This is a genomic window from Deinococcus wulumuqiensis R12, from assembly GCF_011067105.1.
Lineage (GTDB): Bacteria > Deinococcota > Deinococci > Deinococcales > Deinococcaceae > Deinococcus > Deinococcus wulumuqiensis.
The window spans coordinates 525,515-541,213 of record NZ_CP049357.1; the positions used below are offsets into that span (position 1 = coordinate 525,515).

Here is a 15,699-nt window from a genome sequence, read left to right on the forward strand (position 1 = left end):
GCAGGAGGCCGCTATGCTGCCCGTCATGCCTGCCGCCCGCGCCTTCTTGCAGCATCCCGACCCCCTGACCCGCGAAATCGCGCAGGGATACGCGGCAGGAAGTTTTCTGATGGACAACGGCGACGGGTTGCAGTGGTACGGCGTCAGTGGCCGGGCGCTGGTGCCGCTGACCGAGGACGCCGGGCTGCATGTCGCCCGGAGGCTGCGGCGCGACCTTGGGCACTTCCGGGCCAGTGTGGACCTCGCGTTCGGAGCGGTGCTCGAAGGCTGCCGGGGCCACCTGCCCGGCTCCCCCGAGCGCGACGGCGAGTGGATTTCGGGCGAACTGGCCGAGATTTACCTCCATCTGCACCAAACGGGACTGGCCCATTCCTTCGAGGTCTGGAAAGGCGACGAACTGGCGGGCGGCGTGCTGGGGCTGGCCCTGGGCGGCGCCTTTATCGCCGAGAGCAAGTTTCACCGCGTGACCAACGGCAGCAAGGCGGCCCTGATTCATCTCGCCGGGCACCTGCACCGCCAGGGGTTTTTGCTGCTCGACGCGCAGATTCAAAACCCGCACCTCGCGACCCTGGGGGTCTACGAGGTCACGGACGCGCAGTACCGGCCCCTGCTGAAAGCGGCCCTCGGGCTCGACGTGACCCTCTAGCGCGTTGTCTGCTCAGACGGGGCCGCGCCTGCGCCGCAAGCTCTAGGCTCGGGGCCTCACCCTACGTTCTGAGCTTCTGGAGGTCTTATGCGCCCACGCTGGTTTCTGACTACTCTGGCCCTCGCCCTGTCTGCCGCGCCCGCCGCCGCCGTTTCGCTCGTCTATGGCGCTGGCGGCGAACCCGTCTCGCTCGACTCGGGCACCATCGTGGACGGCAACTCGTCGGTGGTGCAGATGCAGGTCTACGACACCCTGGTCAAGTTCAAGAAGGGAACGAGCGAACTCGCGCCCGGTCTGGCGACGAGCTGGGCGGCCAACAAGGACTCGACCCAGTGGACCTTCACCCTGCGCAAAGGGGTCAAGTTCAGCGACGGCACGCCGTTCAACGCGGCGGCGGTGGTCTACAACATCAACCGCTGGTGGGACCCGGCGGCCCCCGACGGTGCCAAGGCGCACGGCAAGACCTTCAGCTCGTGGCTGTTTACGTTCGGCGGCCTGAAGGGAGACAAGGCTTCGCTGCTCAAGAGCGTGAAGGCGGTGGGCAGCGACAAGGTGGTGCTGACGCTCAACCGGCCTTTCGCGCCGCTGCCCGCCGCTTTCGCCACCACCTTTTTCGGTATCGCCTCGCCCACCGCCGTCAAGAAGGCTGGGGCCAAATACGGCACGCCCACCGCGCTGCCCGTCGGCACCGGGCCGTTTGTCATGGGGTCGTGGAAAACCGGCGACCGCATCGTGCTCACGCCCAACCCGGCCCACTGGGGCACCAAGGCGAAGTACGACCAGCTCGTCATTCGCTTCATCAAGGACCCCAGCCAGCGCCTCAACGAACTCAAGGCCGGGACCATCGACTTCACGTCCGACCTCAACCCCGACCAGCTCGGCAGCGTGAAGGCCGACCGCAACCTCAAAGCGGTCCTCATTCCGTCGTTCAATGTCGGGCTGCTGAGCCTGAACTACTCGAACAAGTACCTGAAAAACGACAAGGTGCGCCGGGCCATCGGCATGGCGATCAACAAAAAGGCCATCGTGGACGCCTTCTGGAACGGGCTGGGCGAGAGCAACGCCAGCCTGCTGCCGCCCGCGCTGAAGTGGGCCGACAGCCCCGCCGTGCCCGCCGACTACAAGTTCGACCCGGCGGCGGCCAAAAAGCTGCTGGCCGAAGCGGGCTACCCGAACGGCTTTGCGCTTGACCTGTGGTACATGCCGGTGTCGCGCCCGTATTTCCCCACGCCCAAACCGATTGCCGAGGCGCTGGCGGCGGACCTGGGCGCCATCGGCATCAAGGTCAAGCTCAAGACCGAGGACTGGGCCAAGTACCTCGAAGACCGCAACAAGACCCCCGGCTTCGACATGTACATGATCGGCTGGACCGGCCCGTATGCCAGCCCCTACACCTTCTACAACACCCACTACGGCCTGGAAGCCGAGAGCGACATCAAATACAAGAACGCCCGCATCGAAGCGCTGATGAACCGGGCGGCGGCGAGTTCGTCGCAGTCGGCGCAGGCCAAGGCCTATGCCGAACTGCACAAGATCACCTACGGCCTCAACCTGCGCTTTCCCATCGTCCACAGTCGCCCACTGGCGGCGACCCGCACCTACGTCAAGGGCTGGGTGCCGGGGCCGTCGGTGCTCACGCCCTTCGAGGACATCACCCTGGACGGCAAGAAGTGAGCGTCGCTGCCCACGACGGGCTGCGCGAACAGGTGGTGGCGTGGCGCCGCTGGCTGCACCAGCACCCCGAACTCGGCTTTCAGGAGCGCGAAACGGCCCGCTACGTCGAGGAGCAACTGCGCGAAATGCCGGGGCTGCACCTCAGCCGCCCCACCGAGACGAGCGTGCTGGCGGTGCTCAGGGGAGGCGCCGGACCCGGCAAGACGGTGCTGCTGCGGGCCGACATGGACGCGCTGCCCATCGAGGAAGAGGCCGAGGTGGAGTTCCGCTCGCAACATCCCGGCGTCATGCATGCCTGCGGGCACGACGGGCACACGGCGATGCTGCTGGGGGCGGCCAAGGTGCTGTCCGAGGGGGCGGCGACCCTGCGCGGCGAGGTGCGCTTCATCTTTCAGCACGCCGAGGAAGTGTTTCCCGGCGGCGCCCAGCAGCTCGTGGACGCGGGCGTGATGGACGGGGTGGACCTCGCGGTGGGCACCCACCTGATGAGTTCGGTGCCGGTGGGCACGGTGGTGCTGCGTGACGGACCGCTGATGGCCGCGCCCGACGCCTTTGACATCACCATTCAGGGCAAAGGTGGACACGGCGCGATGCCGCACCAGACGGTGGACCCGGTGGTCATTGCCGCGCAGGTGGTCATGGCCTTTCAGACGGCGGTGTCCCGGCTGCGCGACCCCATCGACCCCGGCGTGGTCAGCGTGACCCAGATTCACGGTGGCAGCGCCCACAACGTGATTCCCGACACCGTGACCCTGGGCGGCACCGTGCGGACCTTCAGCGAGGAACTGCGCTCGCAGATGCCGGGGCGCCTCGAAACCCTGCTGCGCGGCGTGTGCGAGGCGTACGGCGCGACCTACACGTTCAGGTACCACACCGGCTACCGCCCGGTGAACAACGACCCGGCGACCACCGAGCGTCTGCGTCAGGTCGTGCGCGACGTGTTGCCCGGCGTTACCCTCAGCGACGGCGTGCCGCTGATGGGCGGCGAGGACTTCAGCGCCTACCTCACCCGCTCGCCCGGCACTTTCGTCCTGATCGGCGCAGGCAACGAAGCCCAGGGCATCACCGCGCCGCACCACCACCCCCGGTTCATGATCGACGAGGCGGCGCTCGAACACGGCGTGCAGCTCTACGCGGGCGCGGCGCGGGCGCTCACCGCTGGCTGACCGGCCCCCTGTCTATGCCACGGACTTCGGTCCGTTTCCCCCGGAGGTGGGACGCCACCGCCTCCGGCTTCATCTTCTTCCGAACCCCTGAGTTCCTGCTCGTTCCGCTCGGATTTCACAGTGCCTTATCACGGTCCGGCAGGCATCCACGCCCATAGCTCGGGCACGCCCGGAGATTGCGTCAGGCCGCCCCCGACGGGTGACCCTGCTTTCCCAAGGCCCGGTCAGGTTGCCGGGTGCTGGGTCATCCCCTTTTCAGAGTGCTGTCACATATTTGGCAGAAGCTATTTGCAACTGTGCTTCCCGGAGGAATGACTGTGAAAACTCAACTGACCCTGACCCTGCTGACCCTGACCTCGACCGCCCTGGCTGCCCAGGCCGTGCCCGCCAAAACTTCCCCCATCAAGCTCAGCGCCGCCACCTACGCGGTGACCCAGGTGACCGAGAACGGCAAGACCACCGAGCGCCTGAGCGACGCTGCGGGCAAGGGTGCCCTGCCCGGCAGCCTGCTCCAGATGAGCCAGAAGGTCCAGAACGTGAGCACCCGCAACGTGCAGGGCCTGCGCCTGAACATGCGTGTGGACCCCGCCACCACCTACCAAACCTCCAACTGCGACGCGGCGCGGACCAACACCCTGTTTTCCATCGACCGTGGCAAGACCTTCGCGGCCAAGCCCACCAAGACCGTGACCGTGACCGAAAACGGCAAGGCCGTGCAGCGCGTGGTGCCCGCCAGCCCCAGCGACTACACCAACGTGCGCTGGGAACTGCCCGAACTCGGCGCCGGGCAGACCGTGAACTGCAACCTGCGCGTGCGCGTCAAGTAAACCCCGGTCCCCAGCGGGAGTCCCTTCGGGGGCTTCTTTTTTTATGGCCCCGTTCCAGGCAGCTCACGGACGCGCGCGTATTACGTCCAGAGTAGAATTGACCTTATGGCCGACGCTTCCCCCGATACGCTGGTGCTGATTGACGGTCACGCGCTGGCGTTCCGTTCGTATTTCGCCCTGCCGCCGCTGAACAATTCCAGGGGCGAGATGACCCACGCGATTGTCGGCTTCATGAAACTGCTGCTGCGGCTGGCGCGGCAAAAATCGAATCAGGTCATCGTGGTCTTCGACCCGCCGGTGAAAACCTTTCGCCACGAGCAGTACGAGGGCTACAAGTCGGGCCGCGCCCAGACGCCCGAAGACCTGCCGGGCCAGATCAACCGCATCCGGGCGCTGGTGGACGCCCTGGGTTTTCCCCGGCTGGAAGAACCCGGCTATGAGGCCGACGACGTGATCGCTTCGCTGACCCGCATGGCCGAGGGCAAGGGCTATCAGGTCCGCATCGTGACCAGTGACCGCGACGCCTACCAGCTGCTCGACGACCACGTCAAGGTCATCGCCAACGACTTTTCCCTCATCGGCCCGGCGCAGGTGGAGGAAAAGTACGGCGTGACCGTGCGGCAGTGGGTGGACTACCGCGCCCTGACCGGGGACGCCAGCGACAATATCCCCGGTGCGAAGGGTATCGGCCCCAAGACGGCGGCCAAGCTCTTGCAGGAATACGGCACCCTGGAAAAAATCTACGAGGCGGCGCACGCGGGCACCCTCAAGCCCGACGGCACCCGCAAGAAGCTGCTCGACTCCGAACAGGACGTGCAGTTCAGCCACAGCCTCTCGTGCATGGTCACGGACCTGCCCCTGCAAATCGAGTTCGGCGTGCGCCGCCTGCCCGACAACCCGCTGGTGACCGAGGACCTGCTGACCGAACTCGAACTCCACTCGCTGCGGCCCATGATTCTGGGACTGAACGGTCCCGAGCAGGGTGCGGGCGCCCCCGACGACCTACTGGAGCGGGAGCACGCGCAGCGCCCCGAGGAGGAAAGTGCGCCGGTGCTCGCCCCCTTCGCCCCCCCCGAACTGGCCGGGTGGCAGACCCCCGGCGAGGGGGCGGTGTGGGGCTATGTCCTGTCACGCGAGGACGACCTGACCGCCGCGCTGCTCGGCGCCGCGACCTTTGCCGACGGAGTGGCCCGGCCCGCCCCCGTCTCCGAGCCGGACGAGTGGGCGCAGGCTGAGGCGCCCGAAAGCCTGTTCGGTGAGCTGTTGCCCAGCGATAAGCCCCTGACCAAAAAAGAGCAAAAGGCCCTGGAAAAGGCGCAGAAGGACGCCGAAAAAGCCCGCGCCAAGCTTCAGGCCCAGTACCCGGCGACGGTGGACGAGGCCGAGTTCGTCGGGCAGCGCACGGTGACGGCGGCGGCGGCCAAAGCGCTCGCGGCGCACCTGAGCGTACGCGGCACGGTGGTGGAGCCGGGCGACGACCCGCTGCTTCTCGCTTACCTGCTCGACCCTGGCAACACCAACATGCCCCTTGTCACGAAGCGCTACCTGGACCGCGAGTGGCCCGCCGACGCCCCGACCCGCGCCGCCATCACCGCGCACCTGCTGCGCGAGTTGCCGCCGCTGCTCGACGACCCCCGGCGCAAGCTGTACAGCGAGATGGAAAAGCCGCTCTCGGGGGTGCTGAAGCGCATGGAAGTGCGCGGCGTGCGCGTGGACAGCGACTTCTTGCAGACGCTCTCCATTCAGGCCGGGGTGCGCCTCGCTGACCTGGAGCGCCAGATTCACGAACACGCGGGCGAGGAATTCCAGATTCGCAGCCCCAAGCAGCTCGAAACCGTGTTGTACGACAAGCTCGAACTGGCGAGCAGCAAAAAGACCAAGCTGACCGGGCAGCGCTCCACCGCCGTGTCGGCCCTGGAACCGCTGCGCGAGGTGCATCCCATCATCCCGCTCGTTCTGGAATTCCGTGAACTCGACAAGCTGCGCGGCACCTATCTCGACCCGATTCCCAGTCTGGTCAACCCGCGCACCGGGCGCCTGCACACCACCTTCGCGCAGACGGCGGTGGCGACGGGTCGCCTGAGCAGCCTCAACCCCAACCTCCAGAACATCCCCATCCGCTCCGAACTCGGGCGCGAGATTCGCAAGGGCTTCATCGCCGAAGGCGGCTTTACCCTGATCGCCGCCGACTACTCGCAAATCGAGCTGCGGCTGCTGGCCCACATCGCCGACGATCCGCTGATGCAGCAGGCCTTCAACGAGGGCGCCGACATCCACCGCCGCACCGCCGCGCAGGTGCTGGGGCTCGACGAAGGGGGCATCACGCCCGACCAGCGCCGCGCCGCCAAGACGGTCAATTTCGGCGTGCTGTACGGCATGAGTGCGCACCGCCTGTCGGGCGACCTCGGGATTCCGTATGGCGAGGCCGCCAGCTTCATCGAAATCTATTTCGCCACCTACCCCGGTATCCGGCGCTACATCAACCGCACGCTGGAGTTCGGGCGCACCGAGGGCTACGTGGAAACGCTGTACGGGCGCCGCCGCTACGTGCCGGGCCTGAACAGCCGCAACCGCATTCAGCGCGAGGCCGAGGAGCGGCTGGCCTACAACATGCCGATTCAGGGCGCCGCCGCCGACATCATGAAAATGGCGATGGTGCAGCTCGACCCGCAACTCGACGCGCTGGGCGCCAGAATGCTGCTGCAAGTGCATGACGAACTGCTCATCGAGGCCCCGCAAGGCCGGGCCGAGCAGGTGGCCGCCCTGACGAAGCAGGTGATGGAAAACGTGGTCCGCCTCAGCGTGCCGCTGGCGGTGGAAGTGGGGACGGGGCCGAACTGGTTCGATACGAAGTGATATGGCTTTGAAAAATAGATTTCCTATTCAATCTATTTTTCCGGGCGAAGCCGTCTGATCTCGCCCGGTCTCATACGGATTCCGATTGAATCTGGTAGTTTCAGATTCAATCCGACTTGCAAAGCTGCGCAGCAGAGCGGATGCGAGTAGGAAAAAATACGGATTCCGCGATATGGATGCACAGGCGGCGCTCTCCCGACTGTGCAGGAATTAAGCGGAATCCGTATCACCCGAAGATCTTCCCCGGATTGAGCAGCCCCTGCGGGTCGAGCAGCGCTTTGACCTCGCGCATCAGCTCCAGCGTGTCGGCCCTTTCCTGCGCCAGATATTTTCGCTTGTGCAGGCCGATGCCGTGTTCGCCCGAGCAGGTGCCGCCCGCCGCCAGCGTCAGCGCCATCATCTCGTCGTAGGTGGCGTGGATGGCGTCCCAGCCAGCGCGGTCGTCGGGGGCCGCGTGGAACAGCACGTGGAAATTGCCGTCCCCGACGTGCCCCACGAAGCTGGCGTCCAGGCCGCGCTCGTCGCACCTGGCGCGGGTGGCGGCCACAACTTCGGGCAGGCGGTGCAGCGGCACGCACACGTCGGTGCTGAGGTTCACATGCCCCGGATACATCGCCACCATCGAGGAATACGCCTTGTGGCGGGCCTCCCATACGGCGGCGCGTTCCTCGGCGCCCGCAGCGACGGCGAGGTCCTGCCCGCCCGCGTCGCGGCACAGGTCACTGCACACAGAGAGCGATTCTTCCAGGGCGGCGCGGCTGGGGGAGGCGAGTTCGATCCACAGCGTGGGCCGCTCGGGGTAGTCGCGTCCGAGTTGCACGTTCACCGCGTGAATCTCGCGCTCGTCGATGAGTTCGAGCCGCTCGGGTTGCAGCGCCGCGCCCATCACCATGACCGCGCAGGCCGCCGCTTCTGCCACCGTCCCAAAGTTGCAGCGCAGCACCACCACTTCGGCAGGCAGCGGCCAGAGCCTTACCGTCAGTTCGGTGATGACGCCGAGGGTGCCCTCCGCGCCGATAAAGAGGTTCTTCAGGTCATACCCGGCGCTCGTCTTGCGGGCCTTGCTCCCCACCCGAATCACGCGCCCGTCCAGCAGCGCCACCCGCAGTTCCAGCACGTTGTCTCGGGTGGTGCCGTACTTCACCGCGCCGGTGCCGCTGGCGTTGGTGGACGCCATGCCGCCCAGACTCGCCTCTGCGCCGGGGTCCACCGGAAAAAAGAGGCCGTGTCTCCGCGCCTGCCGGTTGAGTTCGGGGTAAGTCACGCCGGGCTGCACCGTCGCCTGAAAGCTGCCCGGCTCTAGGGTGAGGACGCGGTTCATGTTCAGCAGGTTCAGCGTCAGGCCGCCGCGCACCGGGATGACCTGCCCTTCCAGGCTGCTGCCCACCGCAAACGGCACGATGGGGAAGAGGTATTCACGCGCCATACGCAGCGCGTCCACCACGTCCTGCTCGCTCCCGATATGCAGCACCGCGTCGGGCAGGTGGTGGTCGAGGCGGCTCTCGTCGCGGGCGTGGGCTTCGCGCACGGCGTGGGCGGTGGAAAGCTGCTCGCCGAAGCGGGCTTGCAGGGCGGCCAGGGCGGCGGGGTCCATGCCTCCAGTATCGGGCAGCCACGCCAGATGCCGGGCAGCAGGTGGGGCCTACTTGTCAGCTCTGATACGGATTCCGATTGAATCTGGTAGTTTCAGATTCAATCCGAGCGGATGCGAGGAGGAAAAAATACGGATTCCGCGATATGGATGCACAGGCGGCGCTTTCCCGACTGTGCAGGAATTAAGCGGAATCCGTATGAGGCCCGGATACAATCTGTGCAGGCCCCCAACTTCCGCGGCAAGTGACTTTCTCGAAGAGGGCGACAGCATCACCGTGTCCAGCCGCATTCCCCACACCGGGCGCAACCCGGCGGCGCAGGAAGCCGAGGTGCGGTGGGTCACCAGCCCTTTTCTGTAGGAGGCTGTAGGAGATGTCCATGCTCAAGACGGCCCAGACCAGCCTCACCGAAGGCGTCATCAACCTCGCGGTGGGCCACCCGTCGCTGCACATGCTGCCGCTGCGCGAGATGGAGCGGGCCGCCGCGCACCGCTTCGCGCAGGGAAGCGCCGAGTTTTTGCAGTACGGCGCCGAGTGGGGCGACGGTTTTCTACGCACCGAACTCGCCGCGTATCTCACCCGCGAGTACGGTTTTGCCGTCCGGCCCGAACAGACCTTCATCTCGGGCGGCACCTCGCAGGCCATCAACCTGTGCTGCGCGATGCTGACGCAGCCGGGCGACACGGTCATCGTGGAGGACCCGACCTATTTCTTCGCGTTCGGGATGTTCCGCGACCACGGCCTGAACATCGTGACGGTGCCGGTGGACGAGCATGGCCTCGACGTGGACGCGCTGGAAGCACTCGTGGCGCAGCACAGGCCCCGGCTCGTCTACACCATTCCCGTGCATCAGAACCCGTCGGGCGTGACGCTGACGCAGGAGCGGCGCGAAAAGCTGGTAGGGCTGGCACAGGAGAACGGCTTTTACGTGCTGGCCGACGAGGTGTACCAGCTGCTGACCTTTGAAGGGGCGCCGCCGCAGAGCTTCGCGGCCTGGGTGGACACCGGACACGTCCTGAGTCTGGGCAGCTTTTCCAAGATTCTGGCCCCCGGCAGCCGCCTGGGCTGGATCAATGCCCGCGAGGACGTGCTGGACCGGCTGGCGCACAACGGCGCGGTGGTCAGCGGCGGGGGGTACAGCCCCCTGGGGAGCGGCCTGATTCGCTCCATGCTGGAACTGGGAACGCTGCCCGAATATGTCGCGGGCCTGCGGGACACCTACCGCCGCCGCTCGGCCGCCCTGGCAGACGCGCTGGACGACCTGCGTCCCCTGGGAGTGGACTTTGCGCGGCCAGCGGGGGGCTACTTCATCTGGGCCACCTTGCCGACCCAGGCTGCTCCACTTCTGCCCCTCGCGCTGGAGGGCGGCGTGCGCTTTCAGCCTGGCACCCTGTTTTCGCCGCATGAAACGCAGCCGGACAGGGCGCGGCTGTGCTTCGCCTTCTACGAGGAAGCGGAGTTGCGCGAAGGCGTGCGGCGGCTGGGCGAAGTGTTGCCGGGAGCGAAGTAATACGGATTCCGATTGAATCTGGTAGTTTCAGATTCAATCCGAGCGGATGCGAGTAGGAAAAAATACGGGTTACGCGATATGGATGCACAGGCGGCGCTTTCCCGACTGTGCAGGAATTAAGCGGAATCCGTATCAGCTCGCTCTCTCTGCTCTCTGCCCTTTACCCTCTGCTCTTGGCCCCTCTGCCTCCGAAGGAGGAGTTCCCATGTCCCCTGACCTCTCTGGCCTCCTCAACCTCCACGACATCGAGCAGGCCGCCCGTGAGGTGTTGCCGCCCGCCGCGTTCGCCTACTACACCGGCGGCGCCAACGACGAACACACGCTGCGCGAGAACCGCGAAGGGTACGCCCGCCTGAAGCTGCGGCCCCGGATGCTGGTGGACGTGTCGCAGATCGACACTTCGGCGACGGTGCTGGGCCTGCCGCTCGCCTTCCCGGTGGGGGTGGCCCCCTGCGCCATGCACGGCCTCGTTCACCCGGACGCCGAGGTCGCCACCGCGCGCGCCGCCGCCAGCGTGGGCAGCCTGATGACCCTGTCCACCATGAGCCACCGCACCATCGAGGAAGTTTCGGAAGCGGTGGGCGGACCGTTCTGGTTTCAGCTCTACCTTTACAAAGACCGCGAGGTCAGCCGCGCCCTGGTTCAGCGGGCCGAGGCCGCCGGAGCGCGGGCGCTGGTGCTGACGGTGGACGCGCCCGTGCTGGGCCGCCGCGAGGCGATTCTCAGGACGCCGGTGCATATCGCCCCCGGCACGGTCCTGCCCAACATCGGCCCCCGCGTGCCGGGCAGCGAGCACCTGGACGACCTTCAGTATTTCGACTCGCTGCTCGACCCGGCGCTGACCTGGAACGATGTCGGCTGGCTGCGGGGCGTCACGGGGCTGCCGATGGTGCTCAAGGGCCTGCTGACCGCCGAGGACGCGGCGCTGGCCGCAGAGCACGGCTGCCACATCTGGGCCAGCAACCACGGCGGGCGGCAGCTCGACACCGCTGTGACTGCCCTTGACGCCCTGCCCGAAATCGCTCAGGCGGCGGGCGGGCGGGCCGAAATCTACCTCGACGGCGGCATTTTCCGGGGAACGGACGTCATCAAGGCGCTGGCGCTGGGGGCGAGCGCCGTCTTTCTCGCCCGGCCTGTGCTCTACGGTCTCGCGCTGGCGGGGGAGGCGGGGGCGCGGCGCACGCTGGAACTTCTGCGCGACGAGGTGCGGCTGGGCATGGCCCTGTGCGGCAAAACGCGGGTGCGCGACCTGGGGCCGGAGCTGATCTGGCGCTGAGGTCTGGCAGGCTGGGCCGTCGTCAGTCTGTGTAGTCGTCATACGGATTCCGCTTCATTCCTGCACAGTCGGGCCTGTACAGTTGGGAAGGCGCCGCCTGTGCATCCATATCGCAGAATCCGTATTTTTTCCTACTCGCATCCGCTCTGCTGCGCAGCTTTGCAAGTCGGATTGAATCTGAAACCACCAGATTCAATCGGAATCCGTATCAGTCTGGACAGTTGCCGGTCTGAATGGTCTGGTCGTCGGTGCCCCGCCTGCCGGACTTCTGTGAAGGGTGTGGAACAATGCCGGGCGTGGATTTCGCTTTCTTTGACAATCTGGCCCCACCCACACAGGCTCTGCTCGCGACGATCTTCACCTGGTCGCTGACAGCCCTGGGGGCCTCGGTGGTCCTGTTTACCCGTTCGGTCAGCAGCCGACTTCTGAACATCGCACAGGGGCTGGCGGCGGGCGTGATGCTGGCGGCCAGTTTCTGGTCCCTGCTCGCCCCCGCCATCGAATTTGCCGAAAACCAGGGCATGACCCCCTGGTTGCCCCCGGCCCTGGGGCTGCTGCTGGGGGCGGCGTTCGTGGGCCTGCTCGACAAGGTGCTGCCCCACCTGCACCCCGGCTTTGCCCGGGATCAGGCCGAGGGACTGCCCGCCCGCTGGTCGCAGGGGGCGCTGCTGCTCGCCGCCATGACGCTGCACAACCTGCCCGAAGGCATGGCGGTGGGCGTGTCGTTCGGCGCGGCAGGGGCCGGGGTGGAAGGCGCGACCCTGGGCAGCGCCCTGGCCCTGGCCCTGGGCATCGGTCTTCAGAACATCCCCGAAGGACTGGCGGTCGCCCTGCCTCTGCGGGCGGCGGGACTGTCGCGTCGCCGGGCGTTCCTGTTCGGGCAGGCGTCGGGGCTGGTCGAGCCGCTGGGCGGCTGGCTGGGCGCGGCTTTCGTCGGCGCCTCGCTGCCGCTGATGCCCTACGCCCTGAGCTTCGCGGCGGGGGCCATGATCTTCGTCGTCATCGAGGAACTGATTCCCGAAGCGCAGCGCGGCGGCAACGCCGACATCGCCACGCAGGCCACCCTGCTCGGCTTCGTGGCGATGATGATTCTGGACGTGGCGCTGGGCTGAGCCTGGGCGGCAAAGGAAAAGGGCGGAAGGTTTCTCACCCTCCGCCCCTTCCTTTGCTTGTTCCCTATTCGTCGCCCAGGTAGGCCTTGCGGACCGTTTCGTCGCGGGCGATGTCCTGCGCGTTGCCGCTGAGTTTGATTTCGCCGGTTTGCAGCACGTAGGCGCGGTGGGCAATCGCCAGGGCCATGCTCGCGTTTTGCTCGACCAGCAGGATGGTGGTGCCGCGCTCCCTGTTCAGCCGCTCGATGATGCTGAAGATGTTCTCCACAAAGAGGGGCGAGAGGCCCATGCTCGGTTCGTCGAGCAGCAGCACCTTGGGGGCGATCATCAGGGCGCGGGCAATGGCCAGCATCTGCTGTTCCCCGCCCGACATGGTGCCGCCGAGCTGCGACTCGCGCTCGCGCAGGCGCGGAAACAGGTCGAAACCTTCCTCGATGCGGCTGGCGATGGCCGCCTTGTCGTCCACCGTGTACGCGCCCACTTCGAGGTTCTCGCGCACCGTCATCTGCGGAAAGATGCGGCGGCCTTCCGGCACATGCGCCATGCCGCGTCCGATCATCTGGTGCGAGGGCACGCCGGTCACGTTCTGGCCCAGGTAGGCGACGGTCCCGGTCTTGGGCTTCATCATGCCGCTGATGGTGCGCAGGGTGGTGGTCTTGCCCGCCCCGTTGCCGCCGATGAGCGCCACGATTTCGCCCTCGCCCACCGTCATGTTCAGGCCCTTGAGCGCCTCGATTTGACCGTAGTAGGTGTGGACGTTTTGCAGTTCCAGCACGGTGTTTCGGGCCGTCATCAGCGGGCCTCCTTGCCGTAGTTGCCGGCCACTGCGCCGCTGCCGAGGTAAGCGGTCATCACCTCGGGGTCGTTGCGAACCTCGTGCGGCAGCCCCTCGGCCAGCTTGGAGCCGTAGTTGAGCACGGTGATGTTTTCGCTCAGCGTCATCACCAGCCGCATGTCGTGTTCGATGAGCACCACCGTCACCCCGAGTTCGTCACGAATGGCGCGGATCAGGGCCTTGAGGTCTTCGGTTTCGCGGGGGTTCATGCCCGCCGCCGGTTCGTCGAGCAAAATCAGCTTGGGCGTGGTCGCCAGCGCCCGCGCGATTTCCAGTTTGCGCTGGTCGCCGTAGGGCAGGTTGGTGGACAGTTCGCCGCGCCACTTGCTCAGGCCGACAAAATCGAGCATCAGCCGGGCGGTGGTGCGGGCTTCTTCTTCATCCTTGCGAAAGCGCGCGGTGTGCAGCACCGAGTCCCAGAAGCCGCCCCGGAGCCGCACGCCGCGCCCCAGCATGATGTTTTCCTCGGCGGTCATGGACGGAAAGAGGCGAATGTTCTGGAAGGTGCGGCTGATGCCCGCCTCCACCACCTGATCGGGGCGCAGGCCCACCAGGTTGCGCCCGGCGAGGGTCACGGTGCCCCGGTCCGGCGCGTAGATGCCGGTGATCAGGTTGAAGAAGGTGGTCTTGCCCGCACCGTTGGGGCCGATCACGCTGATGATGCGGCGTTCGGGCACCTGAAAGGTCACGTCGTTCACGGCGGTCAGCCCGCCGAAGGACTTGGTGAGGTGCTGCACGTCCAGCAGGGGAGCGCCGGTTCCGGTAAAGGTGGCCTGGGTCATTTCTCGCTGCCCGTCCTTTCGTTGTCGCGGGTCGCCAGGCCCGGCGAGAGCGGCTCTCCGGCGCTGCCGTCGCTCAGGTGCCCGCCGATGTTGCCCCCGGCCAGGCGGTTTTCCGCCGTCAGGCTGTCTGGTGCCGGTCCGTTGTGCTCCGGGTCGTGCATCTCCGACTTGCGCCGCTCGCTGGGCACCAGTCCTTCGGGGCGGTAGAGCATCATGAACACCAGCACGAGGCCGAAAATCAGGCGCTGGTACTTGCTGGGGTCGAGGTTCTGGTTGATGTTGGGAAACTGCGCCTGCATGACTTCCGAGATGGTGGGTAGAACCATCAGGTTGAGCATGGTCACGACCACCGCGCCGACCATCACGCCGGCGATGTTGCCCATGCCTCCCAGAATCACCATGCTCAGCACACCGATGGACTGGAAGTAGTCGAAGCTCTTGGGGTCGATAAACGCCTGCTTGGCGGCGAAAATCACGCCCATCGCGCCTGCGAAAGAGGCGCCGGTGGCAAAGGCGAGCAGTTTGGTCCGCAGCAGCGGCACGCCCATCGCCTGCGCCGCCACTTCGTCTTCACGAATGGCAATCCACGAGCGCCCGATTTTGGAGCGGTCGAGGCGGTGGTTGACCAGAATCACGATGCCGATGACGGCCAGCACGAGCAGATAGAGGAAAAACAGCAGATACTGGTCCTCGGCAAAGCCCAGGGACTTGGCGAGGCCGTTGAGCCAGGGCACCGGCGCACTCTGAATCCCGTCGATGCCCTGCGGCCCGTTCGTGGCTTCCAGGTTGTTGGCGAAGATGCGAATCACTTCACCCAGCCCCAGCGTCACGATGGCGAGGTAATCGCCCTTGAGCTTGAGCACCGGCAGGCCGATGAGCACACCCACCAGCGCCGCCGCCGCCACCGCCAGCGGGATGAACAGCCAGAACAGCGCCGGATTCACGCCGCCTGCAAAAGCCGCGTTGCCGGTGATTTCCCCGAACTGCGGCGAGCCGAAAATCCCCCACAGGTACGCCCCCACCGCGAAGAAGGCGATGTACCCGAGGTCGAGCAGGCCCGCCAGCCCCACCACGATGTTCAGCCCCAGCGCGAGGGCGGCGAAAATCAGCATCTGGATCACGAGGTCGAAATACGACGTGTTGTGCTGGCCCATGTACGGCAGCACGAACACGATGCCCAGGGCATAGACCAGCGTCTTGGCCCAGCCCGCCGCCTTCCACTGAAAGGCGAAGAGCAGCGAGAGGAGGAAGGCGCCGAACAGGACGGGTTGCAGCAGGCGCAGCGGGCCTTCGGCCACCACGTCACGCAAAAAGACGAGCAGCGCCGCCGTGACCGCCGAGTAGGCCAGCAGCGGCCAGGTGCGGTCGGCCCGGGTGTCCAGGGGACGCAGCGGCGCCGGAGAAGTCGGAAGGGTCGTCATGG

At 66.4% G+C, this 15,699-nt stretch carries 13 protein-coding genes; 9 read left to right on the forward strand and 4 right to left on the reverse strand.

Annotated elements, in window-relative coordinates:
- The first annotated feature begins 25 nt into the window (after positions 1–25).
- The 5 genes from aat (at position 26) to polA (ending at position 7,169) form a co-directional block, all read left to right on the forward strand.
- On the forward strand, positions 26–646 hold the full coding sequence (gene aat / locus G6R31_RS02625) for a leucyl/phenylalanyl-tRNA--protein transferase (protein ID WP_025566844.1): 621 nt from the start codon (positions 26–28) through the stop codon (positions 644–646).
- Between the two features lie 87 nt (positions 647–733).
- Entirely contained in the window at positions 734–2,320 is a 1,587-nt protein-coding gene (locus G6R31_RS02630) for an ABC transporter substrate-binding protein (RefSeq protein WP_025566843.1), read from the forward strand.
- Positions 2,317–3,486 (forward strand): M20 family metallopeptidase, encoded by a 1,170-nt coding sequence (locus tag G6R31_RS02635; protein ID WP_017869369.1) that lies wholly within the window; start codon positions 2,317–2,319, stop codon positions 3,484–3,486. Before G6R31_RS02630 ends, G6R31_RS02635 begins: the two co-directional genes overlap by 4 nt.
- Positions 3,487–3,797: 311 nt before the next feature.
- Positions 3,798–4,313 carry a hypothetical protein gene (locus tag G6R31_RS02640; protein ID WP_017869368.1) on the forward strand — a complete coding sequence of 172 codons (516 nt, stop codon included), beginning with the start codon at positions 3,798–3,800 and terminating at the stop codon, positions 4,311–4,313.
- A 105-nt stretch (positions 4,314–4,418) separates the two neighbouring features.
- Positions 4,419–7,169 carry a DNA polymerase I gene (polA, locus tag G6R31_RS02645; RefSeq protein WP_017869367.1) on the forward strand — a complete coding sequence of 917 codons (2,751 nt, stop codon included), beginning with the start codon at positions 4,419–4,421 and terminating at the stop codon, positions 7,167–7,169.
- A gap of 226 nt (positions 7,170–7,395) precedes the next feature.
- On the opposite strand, the gene G6R31_RS02650 is transcribed toward polA, so the two are convergent.
- Positions 7,396–8,763, reverse strand: coding sequence for an FAD-binding oxidoreductase (locus G6R31_RS02650; protein WP_017869366.1), 1,368 nt, complete (start codon positions 8,761–8,763; stop codon positions 7,396–7,398).
- A 196-nt stretch (positions 8,764–8,959) separates the two neighbouring features.
- On the opposite strand from G6R31_RS02650, the gene G6R31_RS02655 reads away from it, so the two are divergent.
- The 4 genes from G6R31_RS02655 (at position 8,960) to G6R31_RS02670 (ending at position 12,659) form a co-directional block, all read left to right on the forward strand.
- Entirely contained in the window at positions 8,960–9,121 is a 162-nt protein-coding gene (locus G6R31_RS02655; RefSeq protein ID WP_017869365.1) for a cupin domain-containing protein, read from the forward strand.
- A gap of 13 nt (positions 9,122–9,134) precedes the next feature.
- The gene (locus G6R31_RS02660; RefSeq protein ID WP_225983478.1) at positions 9,135–10,271 is read left to right on the forward strand and encodes an aminotransferase-like domain-containing protein; all 1,137 of its coding nucleotides are present in this window, start codon (positions 9,135–9,137) and stop codon (positions 10,269–10,271) included.
- A 205-nt stretch (positions 10,272–10,476) separates the two neighbouring features.
- On the forward strand, positions 10,477–11,547 hold the full coding sequence (locus G6R31_RS02665; RefSeq protein ID WP_017869363.1) for an alpha-hydroxy acid oxidase: 1,071 nt from the start codon (positions 10,477–10,479) through the stop codon (positions 11,545–11,547).
- 287 nt (positions 11,548–11,834) lie between these two features.
- Positions 11,835–12,659 (forward strand): ZIP family metal transporter, encoded by an 825-nt coding sequence (locus G6R31_RS02670; protein WP_017869362.1) that lies wholly within the window; start codon positions 11,835–11,837, stop codon positions 12,657–12,659.
- 64 nt (positions 12,660–12,723) lie between these two features.
- Here G6R31_RS02670 and G6R31_RS02675 read toward each other — a convergent pair whose 3' ends face one another.
- The 3 genes from G6R31_RS02675 to G6R31_RS02685 are packed head-to-tail and all read right to left on the reverse strand — an operon-like array spanning position 12,724 to position 15,697.
- Entirely contained in the window at positions 12,724–13,452 is a 729-nt protein-coding gene (locus G6R31_RS02675; protein WP_017869361.1) for an ABC transporter ATP-binding protein, read from the reverse strand.
- Complete coding sequence (locus tag G6R31_RS02680) at positions 13,452–14,276, reverse strand: ABC transporter ATP-binding protein (protein WP_017869360.1); 825 nt, start codon at positions 14,274–14,276, stop codon at positions 13,452–13,454. The genes G6R31_RS02675 and G6R31_RS02680 overlap by 1 nt, the downstream gene beginning before the upstream one ends.
- Positions 14,273–15,697 carry an ABC transporter permease subunit gene (locus tag G6R31_RS02685; protein ID WP_017869359.1) on the reverse strand — a complete coding sequence of 475 codons (1,425 nt, stop codon included), beginning with the start codon at positions 15,695–15,697 and terminating at the stop codon, positions 14,273–14,275. Before G6R31_RS02685 ends, G6R31_RS02680 begins: the two co-directional genes overlap by 4 nt.
- Positions 15,698–15,699 lie beyond the last annotated feature (2 nt).

Excerpts from the sequence above, each read along its gene's own strand:
- G6R31_RS02650 (WP_017869366.1), bottom strand. The coding sequence starts at position 8,763 with ATGGACCCCGCCGCCCTGGCCGCCCTGCAAGCCCGCTTCGGCGAGCAG.
- G6R31_RS02670 (WP_017869362.1), top strand. The coding sequence starts at position 11,835 with ATGCCGGGCGTGGATTTCGCTTTCTTTGACAATCTGGCCCCACCCACA.
- G6R31_RS02640 (WP_017869368.1), top strand. The coding sequence starts at position 3,798 with ATGACTGTGAAAACTCAACTGACCCTGACCCTGCTGACCCTGACCTCG.
- polA (WP_017869367.1), top strand. The coding sequence starts at position 4,419 with ATGGCCGACGCTTCCCCCGATACGCTGGTGCTGATTGACGGTCACGCG.
- G6R31_RS02675 (WP_017869361.1), bottom strand. The coding sequence starts at position 13,452 with ATGACGGCCCGAAACACCGTGCTGGAACTGCAAAACGTCCACACCTAC.
- G6R31_RS02680 (WP_017869360.1), bottom strand. The coding sequence starts at position 14,276 with ATGACCCAGGCCACCTTTACCGGAACCGGCGCTCCCCTGCTGGACGTG.
- G6R31_RS02630 (WP_025566843.1), top strand. The coding sequence starts at position 734 with ATGCGCCCACGCTGGTTTCTGACTACTCTGGCCCTCGCCCTGTCTGCC.
- aat (WP_025566844.1), top strand. The coding sequence starts at position 26 with ATGCCTGCCGCCCGCGCCTTCTTGCAGCATCCCGACCCCCTGACCCGC.
- G6R31_RS02685 (WP_017869359.1), bottom strand. The coding sequence starts at position 15,697 with ATGACGACCCTTCCGACTTCTCCGGCGCCGCTGCGTCCCCTGGACACC.
- G6R31_RS02660 (WP_225983478.1), top strand. The coding sequence starts at position 9,135 with ATGTCCATGCTCAAGACGGCCCAGACCAGCCTCACCGAAGGCGTCATC.
- G6R31_RS02665 (WP_017869363.1), top strand. The coding sequence starts at position 10,477 with ATGTCCCCTGACCTCTCTGGCCTCCTCAACCTCCACGACATCGAGCAG.
- G6R31_RS02655 (WP_017869365.1), top strand. The coding sequence starts at position 8,960 with ATGAGGCCCGGATACAATCTGTGCAGGCCCCCAACTTCCGCGGCAAGT.